The organism is Azospirillum sp. INR13 (assembly GCF_015390205.1).
Lineage (GTDB): Bacteria > Pseudomonadota > Alphaproteobacteria > Azospirillales > Azospirillaceae > Azospirillum.
Genome location: NZ_VUOI01000010.1, coordinates 112247 through 134676 on the forward strand (window position 1 = coordinate 112247; position 22430 = coordinate 134676).

Consider the following 22430-nt stretch of genomic DNA (forward strand, 5'->3'; position numbering starts at 1 on the left):
CATTGACGCCATGCCCGGAACCAGTCCTGCAACCCGCGTCACGGGCCGGAAACAAGCAACCTCGGAGGATCCCATGCGCGGCGCCACCACGACCGACATCACGCGTGCCCAGGACATCATCGCCGGTTTCGACTTCGGCTATGTGGTTGACCGGGCGGTCGCCGCAGGCATGACCCGCGCCACGTCCGAGATCGCGCTGCACCAGTTGAAGGCCTTCCTGCTGGCCTGCGCCGAGCATCCGGACCGCGACATCGTTCCGCAGTCCGCCGCTTGCGACGATTTGTGGCACGAGTTCATCGTCGCCGACACCCGCGCCTACTTCCGCTTCTGCGAGGCGGTGTATGGCGAATACCTCCACCACAACGGCGTCGCCGTCGCTGCCGACCGCATGGCCGCCGCCCGCGCCGACAGCGCCCGCCTGTTCGCCACCGCGGACTGCCTGCGCGAAGCGAAGGTGGCGGATTGCCTTCGTGAGGCGAAGGCCGCTGACTGCCTCCGCGAAGCGAAGGCTGCCGACTGCCTGCGCGAGGCCAAGAGCGCCGACTGCCTGCGCGAGGCCAAGAGCGCCGACTGCCTGCGTGAAGCGAAAGCCGCTGACTGTCTGCGCGAGGCCAAGAGCGCCGACTGTCTGCGCGAAGCGAAGGCGGCGGATTGCCTCCGGGAGGCGAAGAGCGCCGACTGCCTGCGCGAAGCGCGGTCGCAGGACGCCTGACACCACCCGGCGGCTTCAGCGAAAAGCCCCTGTCCGTCAGCCGGACAGGGGCTTTTTTCTTGCCCGCGTCACCCTGCCCTATGCCGGTTCAGCCGAAGTTGAGGCCGCCGAACGGCGTGATGAAATTCTCGCTCAGCACGTTGCCGCGCAGCGCCACGTAATCCGGCACCACCAGCGGGATCACCGGCAGATCCTTCATCACCAGGCACTCGGCGTCCTTGTAGACCTCCGCGCGGCGCTCGGGGTCCGCGATGGCCATCGCGCGTTCGACCAAGCCGTCGAACTCCGCATTGGACCAGCCGACGGGATTGAAGCGGCTGCGGCTGTTGAACAGCTCGTCCAGGAAATTCATCGGATCGGGGTAGGTGGCGGTCCAGCCGAACAGGAAGGAGTCGTAGTCGCGCCGGCGGGAGCGGGCGATGAACTCCTGCCGCGGGGCGGTGACCAGCTTCGCCGGGATACCGGCATTGTTCCATTGCGACACGTAATAGACGAACTCGCGCCGGTATTCCGGCACGACGGTGACGGTGAAAGGATCGATGCCGCGCCCAGCCGGATAACCCGCCTCTTCCAGCAGGCGTGCCGCCAAGGTCGGATCGTAGGCCAGCGGCTCCAGTCTTTCGTTCGACAGCAGGGCCGGCGGGACGACGCCGTTATGGACGGCAGCCACGCCGCGGAAGAAGCGCTCCGCCATCGCGTTGCGGTCGATCAGCAGCGACATCGCCCGGCGCACCCGCAGATCGGCAAAGGCCTTCACCCGGCGCGGATCGAGCGCCACCACCCGCATCTGCATCCGCTGCACGTTGGACAGCGACCTTTTGAAGCCGGGATCGTCCATCACCCCGCGCAACGCATCGGTGTCGACGAAGGTGAAATCGACCTGACTGTCGTTGAACAGCGTGATGCCGTCATTGCCGATGCCGGTGGCGAGGAAGGACACCCGCTCGAACGGCACCGCACCGCCGCGCCAGCCGGGATTGGCCTCCACATCGATGCGGATGCCCTCGGTCGAGCGGGCCAGCCGGTAGGGGCCCGTGCCCGCCGACATGGTGCGAAACCAGTCGGGACCGGCCTGCTCGGCCGCCTCGACATCGACGATGTGGATGCGGGCGAAGGGGAAGACGGCGTTGGGTTCGTCGCAGATCACCTCCAGCGTCCGGTCGTCGATCACGGTGACGCCCGACAGCTCGGCGGTCGTCTTTGCGCGCAATTCCCGAAAGCCGCGGACCTTGGACAGGGCCAGCAATGCGAAGTTGGCGCCGTCACCTGCCAGAGCCGCCTCGAAACTGCGCTTGACGGCGGCGGCGGTGAAGGGGCGTCCGGTGTGGAAGGTCACGCCGTCGCGGATCGTCAGCCGCCAACGCCGCGCGTCCTCCGAGGCTTCCCAGGCGGTGGCGAGACCCGGCAGGATGCGGCCCTGCGTATCGACGCTGGTCAGGCTTTCATACATCGAGCCCAGGATCTGCCGCGCGACCAGGTCACTGACGGTCAGCGGATTGAGCGCCGCCGGCAGGGACTTCAGCCCGATCCGCAGGGTGCCTGCGGCAGCCAGCGCCGGCCGCGGCACCGCGCCGGACAGCGCGGCGGCTCCGAGAAAGCCCCCGAACGCGCCAAGGAAATGTCGTCTCTGTACAGCCGGCATCGCTGATCCGTCGCGTCGTAGTCTTGCCGGCAATCCTTACCATGGGGCAGGGCAGGCGGTCACCCTGGACGACCGCCAGAGGCTTTCGCACTCGAAAGCAACCGGCAGTCGCACAGCATCATGGAAGCAACCGCAGCGTGCTTTCGAGTGCGAAACCCTCAGCCGTTCAGCAAGACATCGATCCGATCGCGCAGGGCCTGCAGCCGTTCGCGATGTTCGCGCTGCAAGGATTGGGCGACCGTGTCGATGGCGGCCAGATCCTTGTCCATGCGGTTGATCGCCTTGCCCAGCACCCGCATCGGCTCGGCCGTGGAGGATGCCGCCGGGCGGGCCGCCCGCACCGCGCCCACCGTCAGTCCGCCGGTGCGGGCCGTCTGCCAAAGCCGGCGCAGCTCCGCCTCGTCCTCGACGAAGGCCAGTTCGACCAGGGCGGAGCGGGAGACCGCGTCCGGATTGGCGCGATAGTCGGCCAGGATGTCGTCGGGCAGGCGCAGCACCTTCAGGCGCTTGGACACCTCGGCCTCCGAACAGCCGACGGCCGCCGCCACCTCCGACTGGGTGTAGCCATGCGCCTCGATCAGCTGGGACAGGCCGCGGGCGAGGTCGATGGCGTCCAGATCCACGCGCTGGACATTCTCGATCAGCGCGATTTCTTCCGGGCGGCCCTTGGTGATGATCGCGGCAATGGTGCCGCGGCCGAGCAGCCGGTGGGCGCGCAGCCGCCGCTCGCCGGCCACCAGCCGATAACGGCCCTTCTCCGCCGCCTCCTGCACCAGGACCGGTTGCTGCAAGCCGTGACGATCGATGGAGTCCGCCAGCGAGCGCAGGGACTCGTCATCGAAGACCGTGCGCGGCTGGCCGGGGTTGGTCTCGACGGCGTCCAGATCGACCTCGACCAGACGGGGCAGCACGCCGCTCAGCCCGAACATGCGGTCGGTTTCGGCGGCGAAACCTGCTTCCTTGGCCTGGAGCACGGTGGCGGCGGTCTGGCGGGTCAGCTTCTTAGGCGGCATCGACGGTCTCCTGCAGGCGGCCCATGGCGGTCAGCAGCGCGGCGGCGATGGCGGCATAGCTCTCCACACCGGGGGCGCCGATGTCGGCATCCAGCGTGATGACGTTGGCGCCGGCCGCCTGGGCGTAGATGGTCGCGCGCGGCACCGGCGGGAACACGCGGCGGTCGTTCCCCCACAGCCGCTCGATATCCTCCAGCGACGACCGATCCTGGGTCTGGCGCGGGTTGACCATGGTCGGCAGGATGCCCAACACCTCCAGCCGCGGGTTCAGCCGCCGCTGGATCTTCGCGACGGTGTCGAGGAAGGCGCTGACGCCGAGGATGGCGTGCGGCTCGGCCTGACAGGGGACCAGGACGTAATCGGCGGCGGTCAGCGCGTTGATGGTCACGGCGCCCAGATTGGGAGCGCAGTCGATGACGATCACGTCATAGCGCTCCCGCACGCCGTCCAGCATCTCGGCCAGCGCGGTCTGGGCGTTGGTCAGGTTGCCCGGCAGCTCGGTGTCGGCGCTCGCCAGCGCGATGCTGGACGGCACGACGTCCAACCCTTCGACGCTGGTCGGGCGGATCACCTCATCGAGCGGGGTCTTGCCCATCAGCGCGTGATAGAGGACCTTCCCGGCCTCGGTCAACGCCACCACGTCGGTCTGCGGCACGCCGACATGCACGGTGGCGTTGCCCTGCGGATCGGCATCGACCAGCAGAACCCGGTTGCCGGCCCGCGCCAGGATGAAGGCGAGGTTGATGGAGGTCGCGGTCTTGGCCGTGCCGCCTTTCTGCAGTCCGACGGCGACAGTGGTGCCGCGGCGGGGCAGGGAGCTTTCCGGCCGTTCCAGATCCAGCAGCAGAAGCCGTCCCAGCACGTCGCGGGGCAGTGCCTCCTTGCCGGTCTCCCACTTGCTCAGCCGCTGCTTGTCGTATTTGCGGCCGGTGAGTTCGTTGACGAACGCCGCCATCTGCGTCTGGGTCAGGCCGCGCCGTTCCCGCAACGCCTTCAACTGTTCCCCTGTCACGCCCCGTCCTCCTGCCCCGGCACCGGTTGCGGCGACCCTATCAAGTCGTCGCCACTCCGGCAACGGGTGTCTACCGAAGGGGTGGGGGAAGCGGGTATGGAATTGTTCGCCGACAGAGCCCCACAAGGGGAGAAGGGCATCCGAACCGCAAAGTCGTCGCTCAAATTTCCATATGCGGCAGATCGAACCGGCTGCGCTTCAAACCGTCTCGTCGTATTCCACCTTGGGAACGTCGATCCAGTTCTCGGGCTGGCCCTGGTCCTTCTTCCAGAACAGCACCGGCAGGTCGGCGTTCAGCACGCGGCCCAGAACGGCGCCGCGCGCCTTCATCGTCTCCTTGTATTCCGCCGTCTCGACGATGCGCACGCCATAGCCGGGGATGCGGTCGGCGGCGAGGACGGGACCGAGCGCGTTCTTGAACTTGCGCAGGTCGTTGTCGGAGCCGACGCGTTTGCGCAGCGGCTCCAGCGCCATCCAGAAGGCATGGCCGCGGGCGAGGTGGGCACGCGCGATCTCGTAAAGCCGCTTCTCCACCGGCTTCAGCGCGAAATACTGGTCGTCGTAGCTCAGCAGATTGTGGCCCAGCGCCGCGCGCGTCACCCAGCCCGACAGGGTCAGCTTCAGCCCGCGCACCGCGCGCTCGCCGTCCTTCTTGCGCTGGTAGAGCAGCTTGTAGTCGGAAATCCACGAGAAGGCGCCGCTTTCGCCCTCCCCACCGGTTTCCAGGTTGGTCTTGATCTGCGTACCCTGCAGCCGTTCCAGCGCCCCTTCGATCTTGTCATAGGCGCTGCCGCCGGCGGTCTTGCCGACGATGCGCTGGAGGTCGCTGGTGGTGAAGTGAAGCTCGCCCAGCTTAGACGGGCCCTTGCCCGATTCCATCTTCTCGCGCAGCAGAGAGATGGCGTAGAGCAGCACCGCCTTGTCCCAGATGGTGGCGACACCGACATTCTTCGGCGCCCGCACCTCGATCCGCACCTTGCCGTCATCATAGGTCGGCAGCGATTCCGCCTTGTCCTTCGACAGGCCGAACAGGCTGTAGACCATCATGTGGCGGTCGTTCTGGACATCGCCGGTCAGCGGTGAATCGAGCCGCAGAGCCAATTGCAGCGGCCGGTCGAGCAGCTCGGCGTTGGTGGTCTGGGACATGCGATCTCTCCGCGGGTGCTGTGCGGCTTCAAGTGGGTTGCAGCCATAATCCACAAGCCCGCCCCTCTGTTCCACAGCTCCGGCTCAAACGTCGCCGTTCTGCCGAAAGATTCCCGTCAACGGCGCGATTTGCTCCTGCGAACGTCGCCGTTCTGCCAGTTTTCCCGATCGGGGCCGGCGGGAGGCGACGAGAGGCGTTCGGGCGTGCGTCCGAGGGCTCCCTCCCGGCCGGTGACAGCGTCAACGTCTGCGTTCTGCCGTGCCGGAGGGTGGCGGAATGGGCAGCGCTCATCATAAGTGATTGTTTTTGCTCTGTTATAATGCTGAATCGCTGCCCGGGGCAGGGTCGGAATGCCCCCTGGACGGCCCCCGACTGGCAGAACGACGACGTTCGGACGATCCGCCGGAGGGCCGATTCCCGCCCGATTCTCCGCCGATTCTGGCCGGCTGGTGGTGGAGTGGGGGAGGGGAGGGCTCCATTATTCGGCAGAACGGCGACGTTCGGAACCGGGATCCGGCAGACACAAAGCTCTCATTCTCAAGAATCTTTCGGCAGAACGGCGACGTTCGGACCCGAATCTTTCGGCATAACGGCGACACCCGCAGCGGGACAGCCGACGACATGCCGCCATAAGCGATTGATTCCCGCCGAAGAATCCCGCCGCCGCCCATTGCAGCGTCGCCGATGTGCCACTTTCCGAAGACCGTGGACAGACGCGCAACGGCACGTACACATTTCAAAAAACGGGCGAAAGCCGCCCTCACGCCATCAACCTGCGTCCATGCCAGTTTCTGGCCGGCGCCACGGTTTGCTGCATCTTGAAGGAGAGCATCATGACGTAACGGAGGACCGACCTCCGCAAACACAAAAGGCCCGGATTGCTCCGGGCCCTTCGTGTCGGACGGAGGAGACCGAGGGAAACCCGGGCACCCCACATCTGGCGGTTTGGCGACTCCATGATGGCAGGGCAGCCCCGTGATGCCAAGCGGATTCATCCCGAGTCCGTCGACGCTCTCCCCTTGTCTCCACCCGTCCACGGATCGACCGACAGACGGGTGTCTCAATGAAGCCATACATCGACATGTACAGGCGCTGGATTGCCGTGCCCGGCATCCAGGCCGCCGACATCGCGGTGTTGTCCGCGCTCTATGCCCATGCCGACCGCGACGGTGTCTGCACCGCCACGCAAGGAGAGCTGGCGGAGGAGCTTGGGCAAAGCCGTGCCTGGTTCAATGCCGTGCTGAAGGGCCTGCAGGCGCCGTCGGCGGCGCTGGTTTGCGCCCAGCCGCGGCGCGGCCTGCGCGGTTTCGCCTATCGGCTGACGGGAATGGAGGGCGTCACCGCCGGCCTGTCCTGTCAGCCGGCCGACATCGGCGGTTCGCCGGCCGGCTTCTCCTTGGAATCCCTGAATCCTGAATCCTCCTCCTCCCGATCGGGTGGGGGGGATGCGCGGCAGGATGAGGCATTGCCCGCCGATTGGCAGCCCGATGCCGCCGATCTCGCCTGGGCGGCGCAGGAGCGTCCGGAGGTCGATGCCGGCCGGGTGACCGCGAAGTTCGTGGCGTGGTGCCGCAAGGCACATACCCGCAACGGCTACCGCCCGCCGGATCCGGGGGCCGCATGGCGGCGCTGGATCCTCCGGGAACTGGTCGCTCCGCCCGATGTGTCCCGCGACCCCGCCGCCGAAGCCTCTCCGTCCATTCCGTCCGCCATTCGCAACCACCGCCGGGAGCCCCGCCATGACCGCCGTTCCGTCCTTCCCCGCAGCGGATCCGCACCCGATGCCGCGTCCAATGCTGCCGTCCGCAACCGCGAAACCCTCGCTGCCCTGCGCCTTCGCCTCGCTGGCCAGTCTTGAGGTCGCCGACCTGCGGTTCGAGACGCAGGATCTGTCGCCTGACGAGATCGGTGCGCTGGCCGACCGGGTGGAACAGGCCATCGGCACGCTGACGCCGCCGATCGGGATCGAGAATGTGCTGATCGGGCTGGAAAAGCTGGCCGACCGCTTCGCACTGGAACTGCCCGATGCCGAACTGCTGGAGGCCGACGTGCGGGCGATGGCCGATTGGCCGGCGGACCGCTGGATGGCGGCCTTCGACGCCGTCTGGTCGAATTTCCGCAGCGGATGGAGCCGCTTCCCGACCCTGGGCGACTTCCGCGACGCTCTGGCCGCCCTGCCGGCGGTGGGGGAGAGCCGTGCCGCCGACGCTCTGCGGCGTCTGGCCTCGCGCCTGCGCCAGGAGCAGCAACTGCGGGCCCGCACCGAGGAGCAGCGCCGCCGTGCCCGTGCCCGCGAAGCGGCGATGGCCGAGCGGCAGCGCGAACTGGCGCTGTGCCGGCAGGGGGAAGCGGGGGGGCGGCGGCTCACCCGCTTCCGCGGATCCGGCGGCCGGTGAGGACCGCCGGATGACGGACCGGCCGGTATCGGATCTGGGGGCGTCAGCCGGCGGGGAACCAGTCCGGCTTCAGCCCCTCCTTCCAGGCGAAGCGGACCAGATGGTCGTCCACCACCGCCTTGACGCGGGCCAGCGCCTCGGCGTCCGCCGCCTCGGCCCGCAGGGTCAGCAGGCCGTCGGAGGCCGTCATCGTGCAGCGTCCCCAGGGGAACAGCGCCTCTCCGCTGGCGGCGTCGTACCGCACCGCGATCTTGTGGGCGAAATGCTTGCAGAGCTGCTGCAGGTACCGGCTGGCAAAAGCCGTCGGAATCTTGGCCGTTTCGGTCAGCATGGGTGCGTTCCCTATCGTGATGGAGTCCGGCCCGCTCAGAACTTGACGGTGGAGGTGAGATAGAAGGTCCGCCCCTCCGCCAGCGCCGGCTGCACGGTGGAGGTCTGGCCGTAGCTGGACCGGCTGACATAGGCCGCGTCGAAGATGTTGTTGGCCTCGGCCCGCAGGGTCCAGTCGGGCGCCGTCTCCAGCGGCTTCCATTCGGTGAAGAGGTTGACGACCTGATAGCCGTCGATGGAGCGGAAACCGTTGGCCCGCAGCGCGTCGTCCTCGACCTTCAGCGCTATCTCCGCCGAGGCGCCCAGCGTCAGCCGCAGATCCTCGAAGCCGTAATGGCCGCGCAACGCGAAGAGGTCGCCGACCGGGACCGCCGTGTTGTAGTCCGACGACAGCGCCATGCGGTTGCCGTACTTCACGTCGGTGTGGGTGTATTTCGCGCTGATCCCGGCATTGCTCCAGTCATAGCCGGCGGTCAGGTCGAAGCCCCGGCTGCGCAGATCCTCGCCGTTGACGCGGGTGTAGGTGGTGTAGTTCCAGGCGACCGGGTTCTCCATGTAGGTCAGGAAGGCCGCCGCCTCCAGCCGCAGTCCCTGGTGGGCATAGCGCAGGCCGGCGCGCATGTTGTGGGCGGTGACCGGTTCCAGGTCGCTGGAATAGCGGTAGTTGGCGGCATGGAACAGGGCGGCTTCCGCCATCTCCAGCCCGCCCCAGTTGTAGCTGTAGCCGCCGAAGGCGGTGAGCCGGTCGGTCACGGCATAGTCGGCCGACAGGTTGGGGCTGATGCCGGTGTTGTCGAAGGTCTTGTGGTCGACCGACCGGTAGCTCTGGTGGTCGATGCGGACGCCGGTGGACAGGCGCAGCCGCTCCACCGGGGCGAGGCGGGCCTGCAGGAAGCCGCCGACAGTGGTGATCCGCTCGTCCGCGTCGGTGGTGAAGTGGAAGCGGTCGATGTGGATGTCGTCGCGGGACAGGTCGAAGCCGGCGGTCAGGGTGCCGGTGGGGATGGCGAAGCTGTTCTTCACCGTCAGGCCGATGGTGTCGACCTCGCTGTCGAAGGCGCCGTGCGCGGTGGTGCGGCGGTTCTCGTTCGGCCGCTCCAGTGTGTTGCGGTTGTAGCTGAAGGTGACGCCGGGATTGAACCAGTCGGTCGGCTGCGTGGTCTCATAGCTGACGACGGCGGTGGTGCGGGTGGCGGTGTTGCCGTTCATCAGCGGCCCGGTCGGCCCGCCGACGAGGCCGAGGTTGGAGCGCAGGCGGCGCACCGCGTCGTCGCGCACATGCTCGCCCGACACCGAGATGCGGTGGCCGGCGTCGGACTCGTAGGCCAGCTTGCCCAGGCCGCTGACCAGATCGGTGCCGGTGCCGGCCTCGGTCATGCCGTTGCCGTTCTCGTAGCTCTTGCCGCGCGACAGGGTGCCGATGCCGAGGATCTCGAAGCCGCTTTTGGCGGCATAGCCGGCGCCGGTGGTCCGCCAGGTCTTGGAGTTGGTGTCGTAGCCGAGGATGGCGGTGGCGCCGACATCCTGGCCCGGCAGGAGCATGTCGGTGGCGTCCTTCGTCTTGAAGGCGACCGCACCGCCGAGCGCGCCCGGACCGGCATCGGCGGGCGACACGCCCGGATCGACCTGGACCGACTTCAGGAAGGTCGGATCGAGCGTCAGGTTGCCGTTGTGGTGCCAGATGCCGGCGCGCTGTGCCGCACCGTCGATGGTGACGTTCAGCTTGCTCTGGTCGATGCCGTGCAGATAGATCTTCTGCGCCGCGGTGCTGCTGCCGGGAACGGTGATGCTCGGCTCGTCCTGGAACAGGTCGCGCAGGGTCTGCGGCACCTCGCGGTCGATGGTCTTCCGGTCGATGACGGTCGCCGCCTCCACCGGACGGGGCGCCTCGCCCTCCACCGAGACGGAGGGGAGGGTGACGGCCTTGTCCTGGGTTTTGTCCTGAGCGAGGGCGGGGACCGCCTGCGCAATCAGCGACAGGGTGAGGAGGGCGGTCGTGCTGGTGATCCGGTGACGGAATCGGCTGGTCATGGTCGGCAGTCCATCCTTTCGCGTCACCCCCGGATCACGCTTGCTGGACCATCGGCCCCCGTTGTGATATCCGAGAATGCGACGCATTCGCAATTTGGTTCCAGCGTCCTGGACGCTGTTCACGCTGGTATAGCCCGCGCTGCGCCGACGATGCCTTTGCGTGCCGGTCAAACTCCTTTGCCGGTTCGCCAGATGACGGGGATGAGGCGATGACGGATGGCGACGTATTGGGGGCTGAAAGTCCGCTCCGCTGGCGGGATCTGGTGGCGCGCGGCAACCGCGGGGGCGAGGCGCTGCCGGCGATCGTCCCCTCGCTCGATCCGGACGACATCGTGCTGCGCGGCCGGTTCCGCATGGAGATGTTGCGCAGTGGCCTGTCGCTGCACGCCACCGATGCTGTCGACCTGCGCGACATGACGACGACGGCAGCGGCCGGGGCGGGGCTGACGGTGGCGCTGTTCCTGCGCGGCGAGGTCGACATCTCGCTCGGCGAGCGCCGCTATGCCCTGTCGGCGGCGCGGAAGCCGGTGCTGTTCCTGCTGTCCCGCACCGAGGAGGACCGGTTCCAGCGCCGCGCGATGCGCGGCAATTGGGTGCGCAAGATCACGCTGGGCCTGCCGCCGGACTGGCTGGACGGTGACGGCGGCGACGGCAGCCCGGTCTGTGCGGCTGCGGCGGGGGAGGGCGGCCTGCGGCGCTTCTGCCGGACGCATGGCGCAAGCCTGACGCTGCGGCCGACGCCGCGGCAGGTGGCGCTGGCGGAACGGCTGACCGGACCCGTCGCCTGCCCGCCGATGCTGGAAAGCCTCTATCTGGAAAGCCACGCGCTGGAGATCGTCGCCGAGGCGCTGGGCATGGTCGACATGCCCGCCGCCCACCCCTTGAGCAGCCGGGACCGTGCCCGCCTGCGCATCGCCTGCGAGTATCTGGAAAGCCGCGACCCGGACGACGACGCGCCCTTGCGGCTGGAGGAGGTCGCCCGCCATGCCGGGATGAGCGTCAGCACGCTGCACCGGCTGTTCCGGGCCGGCCACGGCATGTCGGTGTTCGAGTATGAGCGGGCGCGCCGGATGGAGCGGGCGCGGACGGCGCTGGAGTGCGACGGCGTCAGCGTGACGGAGGCCGCCTATCTCGCCGGCTATGCCAGCCCGGCCAATTTCGCCACCGCCTTCAAGCGGCGCTTCGGCCGCTGTCCGCGGGAGGCGCGGGCGACCCGCATCGCCCTTCCGCCGGCTGCGGGCAGAAGTTGAATCGCGGAGCGATCCGCAATCCGCATAAGTTGCTTTCGAAATAGAAAATGGGCGGACAAGAAAATGGGCGGATCTGCGGTCAAGCGGATCCGCCCGAGGCGAGGAGACTGAAAACCGGCGCCCGAACGTGCCTGCAAAGGCGCCGGCGTTCCGGCGGCCCGGCTGCGCAAAGCTGCGCGACCGGGCCGTCCGAACCGAGCGTCTCCTATCCCGTTGGTTCCTGTGTCCTCATCACCCCGCGATCAGGCCGCGCAGCTGCCGGTTGGCGACGGCCAGCATGGCAAGGTCGACCGCCGGCTGGGCGCGCAGTTCGGCCAGAAGCTGCTCGACGCGTTCCACCACCAGACTGCGGCTGGCGATCCAGGCATCGACCGCCGCGGACTCGTCACCCTCGCTTTCCAGCACGCGGATGGTCAGCGCGCTCTGGTGGGCGAACAGGTCGTCGATGATCGCGGCGACCGCCTGACGTTGCCAGTGGTTGTCCACCTTGGCGCCGTCGGCGCGGTCGCGCAGCCATTCCAGCCCGAAGCGGCGGCCCAGCCCGAAATAGACCGAGGCGACGCCTTCCACCGCACGGCCGGTGCGCTCGGCGATCCGCACCAGATCCGGGGCGGCGGCCAGCACCGGCAAGGCGGCGACCCGGCGGGCCAGATCCTCCGGCACGCCCTGGGCGGTGGCATCGGCGACGCGGGCGGCAAGGCGGGAGGATTCCTCGGCATCGAGGAAATGGTCGAGCCCGGCGGCCAGGGTTTCCACGCCCGGACGGAAGGCGGCGGATTCGCGGCCGAGATCCAGCGGATGCGGGCTGTGCGCCAGGAACCACGCCACCGCACGATCCATCAGATGGACCGTTTCCAGCATCAGCGTGGTCTGCAGGGCGGCCGGGACGGCATTGTCCAGACCGTCGATGGCATCCCACAGCGGGCGAAGCTGGAACACGTCGCGGGTGATCGCGTAGGCGCGGGCGACATCCGCCGGGCCGAGACCGGTCTTTTCCACCATGTCGCGGACGAAGGTCGGGCCGACGCGGTTGACCAGACTGTTGGTGACGGCGGAGGCGATGATCTCGCGGCGCAGGCGGTGGCGGAGGATCGCCTCGCTCTGGCCGTCGCGCAGGGGCTGCGGGAAGTAGCGCAGCAGATCCTCGACCGTCGCCGGATCGTCCGGCAGTTCCGACGCCAGCAGATCGTCGTACAGCGTGATCTTGGCATAGGCCAGCAGCACCGCCAGCTCCGGCCGGGTCAGGCCGCGACGCTCGGCCATGCGCTGGGCCAACTCCTCGTCGGTCGGCAGATACTCGATGGCGCGGTTCAGCCGGCCGTTGCGCTCCAGGTTGCGGATGAAGCGGGCCTGCGCCTCCAGCAGGGTGGCGCCTTGCGCCTCGGCGATGGTCAGCGCGCCGGTCTGCCGGTAGTTGTCGGCCAGCACCAGACCCGCCACCTCGTCGGTCATCGCCGACAGCAGGGTGTCGCGCTGCTTCAGCGTCATGTCGCCCCGCGCCATGACGTCGCCCAGCAGGATCTTGATGTTCACCTCATGGTCGGAGGTGTCGACGCCGGCCGAATTGTCGATGGCGTCGGTGTTCAGCCGCACGCCCTTGCCGTCGCGGCCCTTCTGCGCCGCTTCGATGCGGCCGCGCTGGGTGACGCCCAGATTGGCGCCTTCGCCGACCACCTTGGCGCGGATCTGGCCGCCATCGACGCGCAGGGCGTCGTTGGCCTTGTCGCCGGCCTCCGCATTGGTCTCGGTCGACGCCTTGATGTAGGTGCCGATGCCGCCGAACCACAGCAGATCGACCTCCGCCGTCAGCAGGCGACGCATCAGCTCGGCCGGGGACAGGTGGGTCTGCTCGATGCCGAAGCAGGCGCGAACCTCCGACGACAGCTCCACCGTCTTGGCGCTGCGTTCGATGATCATGGCGCCGCTGGACATCCGCTTGCGGTCATAATCCGCCCAGGAGGAGCGGGGCAGGGCGAACAGCCGGTTGCGCTCCTCCCAGCTGGTCTCGGCGTCGGGATCGGGATCGAGGAAGATGTGGCGGTGGTCAAAGGCGGCCAGCAGGCGGATGTGGCGGGACAGCAGCATGCCGTTGCCGAACACGTCGCCCGACATGTCGCCGACGCCGACCACGGTGAAGTCGGTGGTCTGGATGTCGGTGCCCATCTCGCGGAAATGGCGCTTCACCGATTCCCAGGCGCCGCGGGCGGTGATGCCCATCGCCTTGTGGTCGTAGCCGGCCGAACCGCCCGACGCGAAGGCGTCGGCCCAGCCAGAAGCCATGGTCGACCGACACCCCGTTGGCGATGTCGGAGAAGGTGGCCGTGCCCTTGTCGGCGGCGACCACCAGATAGGGGTCGTCCCCCCAACGCTCCACATCGTGGCGCACGACGTCCTTCGGCGGCACGACCGAGCCGTCGGCGGCCAGATTGTCGGTGATGTCCAGCAGGCCGCGCATCAGCGTCTTGTAGCACTCGATGCCTTCGGCCAGAGCCGCCTCGCGGCCGGCGCTCACGGGCGGGGGACGCTTGACGACGAAGCCGCCCTTGGATCCCACCGGCACGATGACGGTGTTCTTCACCATCTGCGCCTTCATCAGGCCGAGGATCTCGGTGCGGAAATCCTCACGCCGGTCGGACCAGCGGATGCCGCCGCGGGCGACCTTGCCGCCGCGCAGGTGGACGCCTTCCATGCGCGGGCTGTAGACGAACACCTCCACCCACGGCGGGGCAGCGGCAGTTCTTCGATGGAGCCGCTGTCCAACTTGAAGGACAGGTGCGGCTTCGGCGTGCCGTCCGGGGCGGTCTGGTAGGCATTGGTGCGCAGGGTGGCGCGGATCAGGTTGACGAAACGGCGCAGGATGCGGTCGTCGTCCAGATTGGTGACGGCGTCCAGCGCGTCCTCGATCTGCTCAAGGATGGGCGCCTCGTCGGCACGGTTCTTCGGATCGAAGCGGGCGGCGAAGAGGCGCGACAGCAGACGCGCGATCTGCGGATGGCCGGACAGCGTCGCCTCGATGGTGTCCTGGGCGTAGGCGAAGCGGGCCTGCTTCAGTACTTGGCATAGGCGCGCAGAACCGTGACCTCGCGGCCCCCCAGACCGGCACGCAGGACCAGCCGATTGAAGCCGTCATCCTCCATCCGGCCGTGCCAGACGTCGGCGAAGGCCTCCTGGAAGGTCTGCTTGACCTTGACGCAGTCGACGGCCAAGCCGGTCTGGGTGCGGGCGGAGAAGTCGTGGATCCAGACCGAAGGCACCGGAGTGGCGCCGCCGGCCGGGCGGACCTCGTAGGGCTGCTCGGTGATCACCTTCAGGTCCATGTGCTCCAGCATCGGCAGCACGTCGGACAGCGGCACCGGCCGGCCCTGGTGGTAGATCTTGACGTGCAACTCGTCGCCGTCAGCCTCCAGCGGGTGGAATAGCACGATGCCGAGGCGCTGTTCGGAGAGCACCCGTTCGACGCGGTCGATGTCGTGGACCGCGGTTTCCGCCGTGAAGGTTCTCGCGGTAGCCGGCCGGGAAGGCGTCGGCATAGCGGCGCAGGCGGGCGTTGCCGATCTCCTCGCCATGCGCCTCGACCAGCGCGTCGCGCAGGCGGTCGGCCCAGCTGCGGGAAACCTGGACCAGCCCGCGCCTCGATCTCGCTGATGTCGGCGGGCGGGATCTTCCCCGGCTCCGTCTTCACCATCAGGTGCAGGCGGGCGAGCGCGCTGTCCGACAGCTGGGTGAAGTAGGAGCTGCAGGTGCCGTGGAAGGCGGTTTCCAGCACGCCCTGGATCTTGCGGCGGAGTGCGGTGTCGTAGCGGTCGCGCGGCACGAAGACCAGCGCCGAGACGAAGCGTTCGAACGGGTCACGGCGGACGAACAGGGCAAGGCGCTGGCGTTCCTGCAGGTGCAGGATGCCGACCGCCGTCTCGAACAGCTCGTCGGACGGGGTCTGGAACAGCTCGTCGCGCGGATAGGTCTCCAGGATGTTCAGCAGCGCCTTGCCGTCATGGCCCGACGGATCGAAGCCGGCGCGGCCCATGACGCGGGCGACCTTGCGGCGCAGGAACGGGATCTCGCGCGGGCTGCGGTTGTAGGCGACGGAGGTGAACAGGCCGACCGCCAGCGTGACGCCGAGGACATTGCCCTGCTCGTCGAAGCGCTTGACCAGAATGGCGTCCAGCGGAACCGACCGGTGCACGGTGGCCTGCCGGGTACCCTTGGTCACCAGCAGCGCGCGCGGCTGGTGCAGGAAGGCACGAATTTCCTCCGGCAGAACGGCGGCGTGGCCATGCTCGTCGAAGACGGTGATCTCCGGAGCGCGCAGCACGCCGAGGCCGCTGCCCTCGACCAGCTCCAGCCAGGGCTCGCGCCCGTCGCCGCCGATGGTGGCGGTGTAGAGGCGGCTGCCCAGCAGGGTCATGTTGCCGTCGTCGACCCAGGTCAGGAAGTCGGTGGCCTCCTTCGATTCCTCTGCGTCGGGGGCGTGGGCGATGTCGTCGCGGGCGGCGCGGACGCGCTCGCGCATCGGGTTCCAGTCCTCCACCGCGGCGCGGACATCGGCCAGCACCCGCTCGATCCCCTCACGCAGACGGGCCTGGGCGGCCGGGTCCGACAGCGGGTCGATGGAGCAGTGCATGAAGGATTCGTCGCGCGCGCCGTCCTTCTCTTCACCGGCTTCCAGAAGCTCGACGATGCGGCCCTCGGCGTCGCGGACGACGCGGGTGACCGGGTGGATGACGAGGTGGACGGTGACGCCCTGCCGGTTCAACTCCGCCGTGACGGAATCGACCAGGAAGGGCATGTCGTCGTTGACGATCTCCACCACCGAGCGCTCGGACTGCCAGCCATGCTCGTCCAGCCGCGGCGCATAGACCCGGACCTTGGGCTTGCCGGGCGTGCGCTGCTGTGCCCATTGCCACATCGCGAGCGCCGCGCCGTAAAGCTGTTCCGGTGTGCCGCGCAGCAGGTCGTCGGGGGGCACGTTGGCGTAGAAGCGCTTCACGAAGCGCTCCGCCCGCGCGTTCGGAACCCGGCTGCGCACCAGCTCGGCCAGCTGTTGCCGCAAGTCGCCCGCCAGATCCTTCGTCGCCGTCCGCATGATGGTGGATGTCTCCTCTCGGGTTTTCTTTGGATTGGTAGTACCATCCCCACCCGATCAATTCGACGGCAAATAAACGGCAGGATTTCTGACCAAGCGGCGATTTGCACTCCTTTCGGGTTATTTCTCCAAAGATTCGGACAACCCAGTGACATAGTCGCCGAATTTATCCATAGCCCGTTCACATCCCCGCCACCGCCCTCCCGCCCCGATACCGCGGCAAAGGCGCACTGTGCCCTTCTGCCGCACCTCCCGGTGGTCGCGGGGGGGCCTGCGGGGGTGGGGAAGCCGAATCGATTCGGGCAGTTCGGCCTTCTACCGGCAAATCGGCGGAAAGCCTGGAAAATGGGTCCGCAAGAAGGTCAGCGGTGCTGACCGGACGGCGGTTCTTATCTCGGCCGGCGTGTTTTGCGACAGGGTGCCGATGGGACGGCGTGCGTTCGCGGAAAGATCGGAAAAATTGCGGACGCACACCGGTCCTTGGGGCACGGTCGCAGGGTCAGGCGTTCGTCTTGAACTTTGCGGCGAGCTGTTCGGAGGTGCGGGCGAGGGATGCCGAGGTCGGAGCCGACGGCGACGAAGCTGCAGCCCAGTTCGATGTAGCGCCTGGCGAGCGCCTCGTCCGCCGACAGGATGCCGGCCGGCTTGCCGCAGGCGCGGATGCGGGCGATGGCGTCCTCGATCGCCGCCTGCACCTCCGGGTGCTTGGGATTGCCGACATGGCCCAGCGCCGCCGCAAGGTCGCCGGGGCCGATGAACATCCCGTCACGCCCTCGACCGCCGCGATCTCCTCGATGTTGTCCAGGCCCCGGCGGCTTTCCACCTGGACCAGCACGGCAAGCTCCGCCTCGCACAGCTGCGGATAGTCCTTGATCCGGCCGAAGCCGCTCGCCCGCGGCGCCGCCGAATAGCCGCGCACGCCGTGCGGCGGATAGCAGGTGTAGGACACCGCGTCGGCCGCCTCCTCGGCGCTCTCCACATAGGGGATGAGGAAGGACTGCACCCCGATGTCCAGGTAGCGCTTCAGCGTCACCATGTCGTTCCACGGCACCCGCACCACCGGATGCGCCCGCCCGCCGGCGGCCGCCGCCTGCAGCTGGCTGTAGACCATCGGCAGCTCGTTGGGCGAATGCTCGGTGTCGAGCACCAGCCAGTCGAAGCCGGAGCCGGCGATGATCTCCACCGTCACATGGCTCGACAGGATCGACCACAGGCCGATCTGCAGGCGGCCCGCTTCCAGCGCGCGCTTGAAGGTATTCGGGGGAATGGTCATGGCTGTCACCTCGTCGCTCGGCACGCGTCGATCAGGATCGCGCGGAAATCATTGACATTGGTCAGGGTCGGGCCGGTCACCACGCCGTCGCCCAGAGCCTCGAAGAAGCCGTGGCCGTCGTTGTCGGCCAGGCTGTCGCGCGGCTTCAGCCCCAGGGTCCAGGCCCGCGCCAGCGTATCGGGGCCGATGACGGCGCCGGCGATCTCCTCCACCCCGTCCACCCCATCGGTGTCGCCGGCGATGGCGTGGATGGCGGGATGGCCGTCCAACGCGATGGCGAGCGACAGCAGGAACTCCACATTGCGGCCGCCGCGGCCCGATCCGCGCACCGTCACCGTGGTCTCGCCGCCCGACAGCAGGATGCAGGGGGTGGTGAAGGGCTGGGCGCGGTCGGCCACCTGCAGGGCGAGGCCGCCCAGCACTTTGCCGACGTCGCGCGCCTCGCCTTCGATGCGGTCGCTCAGGATGTGCACCGGGTAGCCGGCCTTGCGGGCTACCGCTGCCGCCGCCTCCAGCGCCATCTGCGGCGTGGCGATCAGGCGGGCCTCGCATCCCTTCAGCCGCGGGTCGTCCGGCTTGACGCTTTCGCCGCGGCCGCTTTCCAGCAGGTCCAACACCGCAGGCGGCACCGTGATGCCGTAGCGGCGGAGGATGGCGAGGGCGTCGGCGCAGCCGGTGGGATCGCCGACGGTGGGGCCGGACGCGATGTCCATCGGGTTGTCGCCGGGCACGTCGGACAGCAGCAGGGTCAGCACGCGGGCCGGGGCGCAGGCGGCGGCGAGCCGCCCGCCCTTCACCGCCGACAGGTGGCGGCGCACGCAGTTCATCTCGGCAATCGTGGCGCCGGAGGCGAGCAGGGCGCGGTTGACCGCCTGCTTGTCCGCCAGCGTCACGCCGTCGAGCGGTAGCGCCAGCAGCGCCGAGCCGCCGCCGGAGATCAGGCACAGCACCAGATCGTCCGCCCCAAGGCCCGAGACCAGGGCGCGGATGCGCCCGGCCGCCGCCAGCCCGGCGGCATCGGGCACCGGGTGGGCGGCCTCGACGATCCCGATGCGCCGGCACGGCACCGCATAGCCGTAGCGGGTGACCACCAGCCCGGAGAGGTCTCCGGGCCAATGATCCTCGACCGCCCGCGCCATCGCCGCCGAGGCTTTGCCGGCGCCGATCACCACCAGCCGGCCTTTCGGCGATCTCTGGGGCGGCTCCGGCAGATTGGCTGGCACGCACAGCGCCGGCTGGGCGGCGGCGATTGCGGCCTCGAACATCTGGCGCAGCAGGTCGCGCGGAGCGGTCGACATGGACGGAGCCTCCCTTTACGCTTTTTGGCCGATCTCGAAGTTCGCGAGCATCTCCAGGGCACGGACCATGCCGGAATGGTCCCAGGCCTTGCCGCCGTTGGCGGCGCAGGCGTTGAACAGCTCCTGTGCGGTTGCGGTGTTGGCAGGCTGACGCCGAGCGAGCGGGCGGTGGCGAGCGCGAGGTTGAGGTCCTTCTGGTGCAGTTCGATGCGGAAGCCCGGATCGAAGGTGCGCTTGACCATACGGTCGCCATGGACCTCGAGGATGCGGGAGTTGGCGAAGCCGCCCATCAGGGCCTGCCGGACCTTGGCGGGATCGGCGCCGGCCTTGGCGGCGAGCAGCAGGGCCTCGCCGACCGCCTCGATGGTCAGCGCGACGATGATCTGGTTGGCGACCTTGGTGGTCTGGCCGTCGCCGTTGCCGCCGACCAGCGTGATGTTCTTGCCCATCAGCTCGAACAGCGGTTTGACGGTGGCGAAGGCGGTCTCCGGCCCGCCGACCATGATGGTGAGCGAGGGCGGCCTTGGCGCCGACCTCGCCGCCCGACACCGGTGCGTCGAGATAGTCGCAGCCCCAGCTCGTTGACGCGGCGGGCGAAGTCCTTGGTGGCGACCGGGGAGATGGAGGACATGTCCACCACGATCTTGCCGGCGCCGAGGCCCTCGGCGACGCCGCCGGCGCCGAACAGGACCTTTTCGACGTCGGGGGTGTCGGGGACCATGATGAAGACGATCCCGGCCTGTTCCGCCACCTCCTTGCCGGAGCCGCAGACGACGGCGCCGCCGGCGGCCAGGGCGTCGGGCACCGGGCCGACGGTGTGGACGAACAGCGCGTGCCCCGCCGCCTGAAGGTGGCCCGCCATCGGCGCGCCCATGATCCCCAGTCCGATAAAGCCGATCTTGCTCATTTCTTGTCCTTCCAAAGTAACCGTGTCGTCGCGGGGCGGGGGTCAGCGAACCAGGCAGGGGCGCTTGTTGTCGAAGGTCCAGCCGGAGATCAGGTATTGCATGGCGATGGCGTCGTCGCGGGCGCCCAAGCCATGCTGCTTGTAGAGCTCATGAGCCTTGGCCAGCTGGTCCATGTCGATCTCGACGCCCAGGCCCGGCTTCTGCGGCACGGCGACCAGACCGCCCTTGATCTGGAACGGCTCCTTGGTCAGGCGCTGGCCGTCCTGCCAGATCCAGTGGGTGTCGATCGCGGTGATCTTGCCCGGCGCCGCGGCGGCGACATGGGTGAACATCGCCAGCGAGATGTCGAAGTGGTTGTTGGAGTGCGAACCCCAGGTCAGGCCCCATTCGTGGCACATCTGGGCGACGCGGACGGAGCCCTGCATGGTCCAGAAATGCGGGTCGGCCAGCGGGATGTCGACCGACTGCAGCTGGATGGCGTGGCCCATCTGGCGCCAGTCGGTGGCGATCATGTTTGGTCGCCGTCGGCAGCCCGGTGGCGCGGCGGAACTCCGCCATCACCTCGCGGCCCGAATAGCCCTTCTCGGCGCCGCAGGGATCCTCGGCATAGGCCAGTACGTCGCCCTTGCCCTTGCACAGGCGGATCGCCTCCTCCAGCGACCAAGCGCCGTTGGGGTCGAGCGTGATGCGCGCCTGCGGGAAGCGCCTGGCGAGCGCGGTCACCGCCTCGATCTCGGCCTCGCCGGCCAGGACGCCGCCCCTTCAGCTTGAAATCGTTGAAGCCGTAGCGGTCATGGGCGGCTTCCGCCAAGCGGACCACCGCATCGGCGGTCAGGGCCACGTCATGGCGCAGGCGGAACCAGTCGTTCCTGGCATCGGGTTCGCTGCGATAGGGCAGGGCGGTCTTGGTCCGGTCGCCGACATAGAAAAGATAGCCCAGCATCTCGACCGCGTCGCGCTGCTGGCCCTCGCCGAGCAGGGCGGCGACCGGAACCTCCAGGAACTGGCCGAGCAGGTCGAGCAGGGCGGCTTCCAGAGCGGTGACGGCATGGATGGCGATTCGCAGGTCGAAGGTCTGCAGGCCGCGGCCGCCGGAATCGCGGTCGGCGAAGGCCTTGCGGCGGCGTTCAGGATGTTGTTGAAGGCGCCGACCGGCTGGCCGACCACCAGGGCGCGGGCGTCCTCCAGGGTCTGGCGGATCTTCTCGCCGCCGGGGACCTCGCCGACGCCGGTGTGGCCGGCGCTGTCCTTCAGGATGACCACGTTGCGGGTGAAGAAGGGGGCGTGGGCGCCCGACAGGTTCAGCAGCATCGAGTCATGGCCGGCGACCGGCACGACCAGCATTTCGGTGACTTTGGGGGAGGATTGGGTGGCCATGGTGGGAACTCCGGGGAAGGGGCGCGGCCATCGGCACCGTGCGCCGCTTCGGATGATCGTGTGGGGAGGGGGCGGATCGGGTTGGGCGCGGACGGGTCAGAGCGTCTTGAGTTCCACGCGCTTGATCTCGCCGACGATGAACAGGTAGCTGAGGATCGCGACGGCGGCGTTGGCGGCGACGAAGATCAGCGCGCCGTCGAAGGACCCGGAACCGGCGACCAGATAGCCGATGACGATCGGGGTGGTGATGCCGGCGGTGTTGCCGAAGGTGTTGAACAGGCCGCCCGACAGGCCGCCGATCTCCTTCGGCGAGGTGTCGGCGACGACGGCCCAGCCCAGCGCGCCGACGCCCTTGCCGAAGAAGGCGAGCGCCATGATGGCGACGACCAGCCATTCGGCATCGACGTAGTTGCAGGCGATCATGCTCATCGACATCAGCATGCCGAGCACGATGGGCGTCTTGCGGGCAACGGACAGCGAGTAGCCCTTCTTGATCAGCCAGTCGGAGATCACGCCGCCCAGCACGCCGCCGATGAAGCCGGCGATGGCGGGAACCGAGGCGATCAGGCCGGCCTTCAGGATGGTCATGCCGCGGCCCTGGACGAGGTAGACCGGGAACCAGGTGAGGAAGAAGTAGGTCAGCGTGGTGATGGCGTACTGGCCGATGTAGATGCCCAGCAGCATGCGGTTGGACAGCAGCTGCTTCAGGTAGCCGAGCTTCGGACCGCCGCCGGTCTTGGCCTTCTTGGCGTTGTCCATGTCGACCAGACCGCCGCCCTGCTCGATGTGGTCGAGCTCGGCCTTGTTGATGAGCGGGTGTTCCTTCGGGCTGTACAGAACCTTCATCCAGACGAAGCCGAGCACGATGCCCAGAGCGCCCATGACGTAGAAGACGTACTGCCAGCCGTAGGTCGCGGTGATCCACGCCATCAGCGGGGCGAAGATCACGGTGGCGAAA

General features: G+C 68.4%; 14 protein-coding genes and 4 pseudogenes. 5 read left to right on the top strand and 13 right to left on the bottom strand.

Going from position 1 to position 22430, the window contains the following annotated elements:
* Positions 1–73 precede the first annotated feature (73 nt).
* Positions 74–712 (top strand): hypothetical protein, encoded by a 639-nt coding sequence (locus tag F1643_RS10580; RefSeq protein ID WP_194913064.1) that lies wholly within the window; start codon positions 74–76, stop codon positions 710–712.
* Positions 713–800: 88 nt separating this feature from the next.
* Here the strand turns inward: F1643_RS10580 and F1643_RS10585 are convergent, their stop codons facing one another.
* The 4 genes from F1643_RS10585 to F1643_RS10600 all read right to left on the bottom strand — a co-directional run bounded on the left by F1643_RS10585 (position 801) and on the right by F1643_RS10600 (position 5525).
* Positions 801–2354: an ABC transporter substrate-binding protein gene (locus F1643_RS10585; RefSeq protein ID WP_194913066.1), complete on the bottom strand. Its 1554-nt coding sequence runs from the start codon at positions 2352–2354 to the stop codon at positions 801–803.
* A gap of 158 nt (positions 2355–2512) precedes the next feature.
* On the bottom strand, positions 2513–3367 hold the full coding sequence (locus F1643_RS10590; RefSeq protein WP_194913067.1) for a ParB/RepB/Spo0J family partition protein: 855 nt from the start codon (positions 3365–3367) through the stop codon (positions 2513–2515).
* Positions 3357–4379 (bottom strand): AAA family ATPase, encoded by a 1023-nt coding sequence (locus tag F1643_RS10595; protein WP_194913069.1) that lies wholly within the window; start codon positions 4377–4379, stop codon positions 3357–3359. Before F1643_RS10595 ends, F1643_RS10590 begins: the two co-directional genes overlap by 11 nt.
* A 198-nt stretch (positions 4380–4577) precedes the next feature.
* Positions 4578–5525: a replication initiator protein A gene (locus F1643_RS10600; protein ID WP_149228246.1), complete on the bottom strand. Its 948-nt coding sequence runs from the start codon at positions 5523–5525 to the stop codon at positions 4578–4580.
* Positions 5526–6589: 1064 nt separating this feature from the next.
* On the opposite strand from F1643_RS10600, the gene F1643_RS10605 reads away from it, so the two are divergent.
* Together F1643_RS10605 and F1643_RS10610 are read left to right on the top strand one after the other, a co-directional pair.
* Positions 6590–7384, top strand: coding sequence for a helix-turn-helix domain-containing protein (locus F1643_RS10605; RefSeq protein WP_255542634.1), 795 nt, complete (start codon positions 6590–6592; stop codon positions 7382–7384).
* Positions 7320–7922 (top strand): hypothetical protein, encoded by a 603-nt coding sequence (locus tag F1643_RS10610; protein WP_194913071.1) that lies wholly within the window; start codon positions 7320–7322, stop codon positions 7920–7922. Before F1643_RS10605 ends, F1643_RS10610 begins: the two co-directional genes overlap by 65 nt.
* Before the next feature lie 43 nt (positions 7923–7965).
* On the opposite strand, the gene F1643_RS10615 is transcribed toward F1643_RS10610, so the two are convergent.
* A complete protein-coding gene (locus F1643_RS10615) occupies positions 7966–8253 on the bottom strand; it encodes a DUF2218 domain-containing protein (protein ID WP_194913073.1) in 288 nt (95 codons plus the stop codon).
* Between the two features lie 35 nt (positions 8254–8288).
* The gene (locus F1643_RS10620; protein ID WP_194913074.1) at positions 8289–10283 is read right to left on the bottom strand and encodes a TonB-dependent receptor domain-containing protein; all 1995 of its coding nucleotides are present in this window, start codon (positions 10281–10283) and stop codon (positions 8289–8291) included.
* A gap of 209 nt (positions 10284–10492) precedes the next feature.
* Between F1643_RS10620 and F1643_RS10625 the strand changes: the two genes are divergently transcribed.
* On the top strand, positions 10493–11533 hold the full coding sequence (locus F1643_RS10625; protein ID WP_194913075.1) for an AraC family transcriptional regulator: 1041 nt from the start codon (positions 10493–10495) through the stop codon (positions 11531–11533).
* 231 nt (positions 11534–11764) lie between these two features.
* Here F1643_RS10625 and F1643_RS10630 read toward each other — a convergent pair.
* The 6 genes and pseudogenes from F1643_RS10630 to F1643_RS24710 all read right to left on the bottom strand — a co-directional run.
* Positions 11765–16616 (bottom strand): annotated as a pseudogene (locus F1643_RS10630) (NAD-glutamate dehydrogenase).
* A 389-nt stretch (positions 16617–17005) separates the two neighbouring features.
* Positions 17006–17889, bottom strand: a pseudogene (locus F1643_RS24705) (HpcH/HpaI aldolase/citrate lyase family protein).
* A 5-nt stretch (positions 17890–17894) separates the two neighbouring features.
* Positions 17895–19187 carry a glycerate kinase gene (locus F1643_RS10640; protein ID WP_194913076.1) on the bottom strand — a complete coding sequence of 431 codons (1293 nt, stop codon included), beginning with the start codon at positions 19185–19187 and terminating at the stop codon, positions 17895–17897.
* A gap of 15 nt (positions 19188–19202) precedes the next feature.
* Positions 19203–20094, bottom strand: a pseudogene (glxR, locus tag F1643_RS10645) (2-hydroxy-3-oxopropionate reductase).
* Between the two features lie 42 nt (positions 20095–20136).
* Positions 20137–20607 carry an enolase C-terminal domain-like protein gene (locus tag F1643_RS22870; RefSeq protein WP_255542636.1) on the bottom strand — a complete coding sequence of 157 codons (471 nt, stop codon included), beginning with the start codon at positions 20605–20607 and terminating at the stop codon, positions 20137–20139.
* Positions 20608–20668: 61 nt separating this feature from the next.
* Positions 20669–20818: pseudogene (locus F1643_RS24710) on the bottom strand (enolase C-terminal domain-like protein); the annotation flags it as partial.
* Between F1643_RS24710 and F1643_RS22875 the strand changes: the two are divergent.
* Positions 20778–21620, top strand: a complete 843-nt coding sequence (locus tag F1643_RS22875) for a hypothetical protein (RefSeq protein WP_255542637.1) — start codon at positions 20778–20780, stop codon at positions 21618–21620. The pseudogene F1643_RS24710 and the gene F1643_RS22875 overlap by 41 nt on opposite strands.
* On the opposite strand, the gene F1643_RS10655 is transcribed toward F1643_RS22875, so the two are convergent.
* The coding region (locus F1643_RS10655) for an MFS transporter (protein ID WP_194913077.1) at positions 21569–22430 on the bottom strand (862 nt) is incomplete at its 5' end. The two genes, F1643_RS22875 and F1643_RS10655, sit on opposite strands and share 52 nt — an antisense overlap.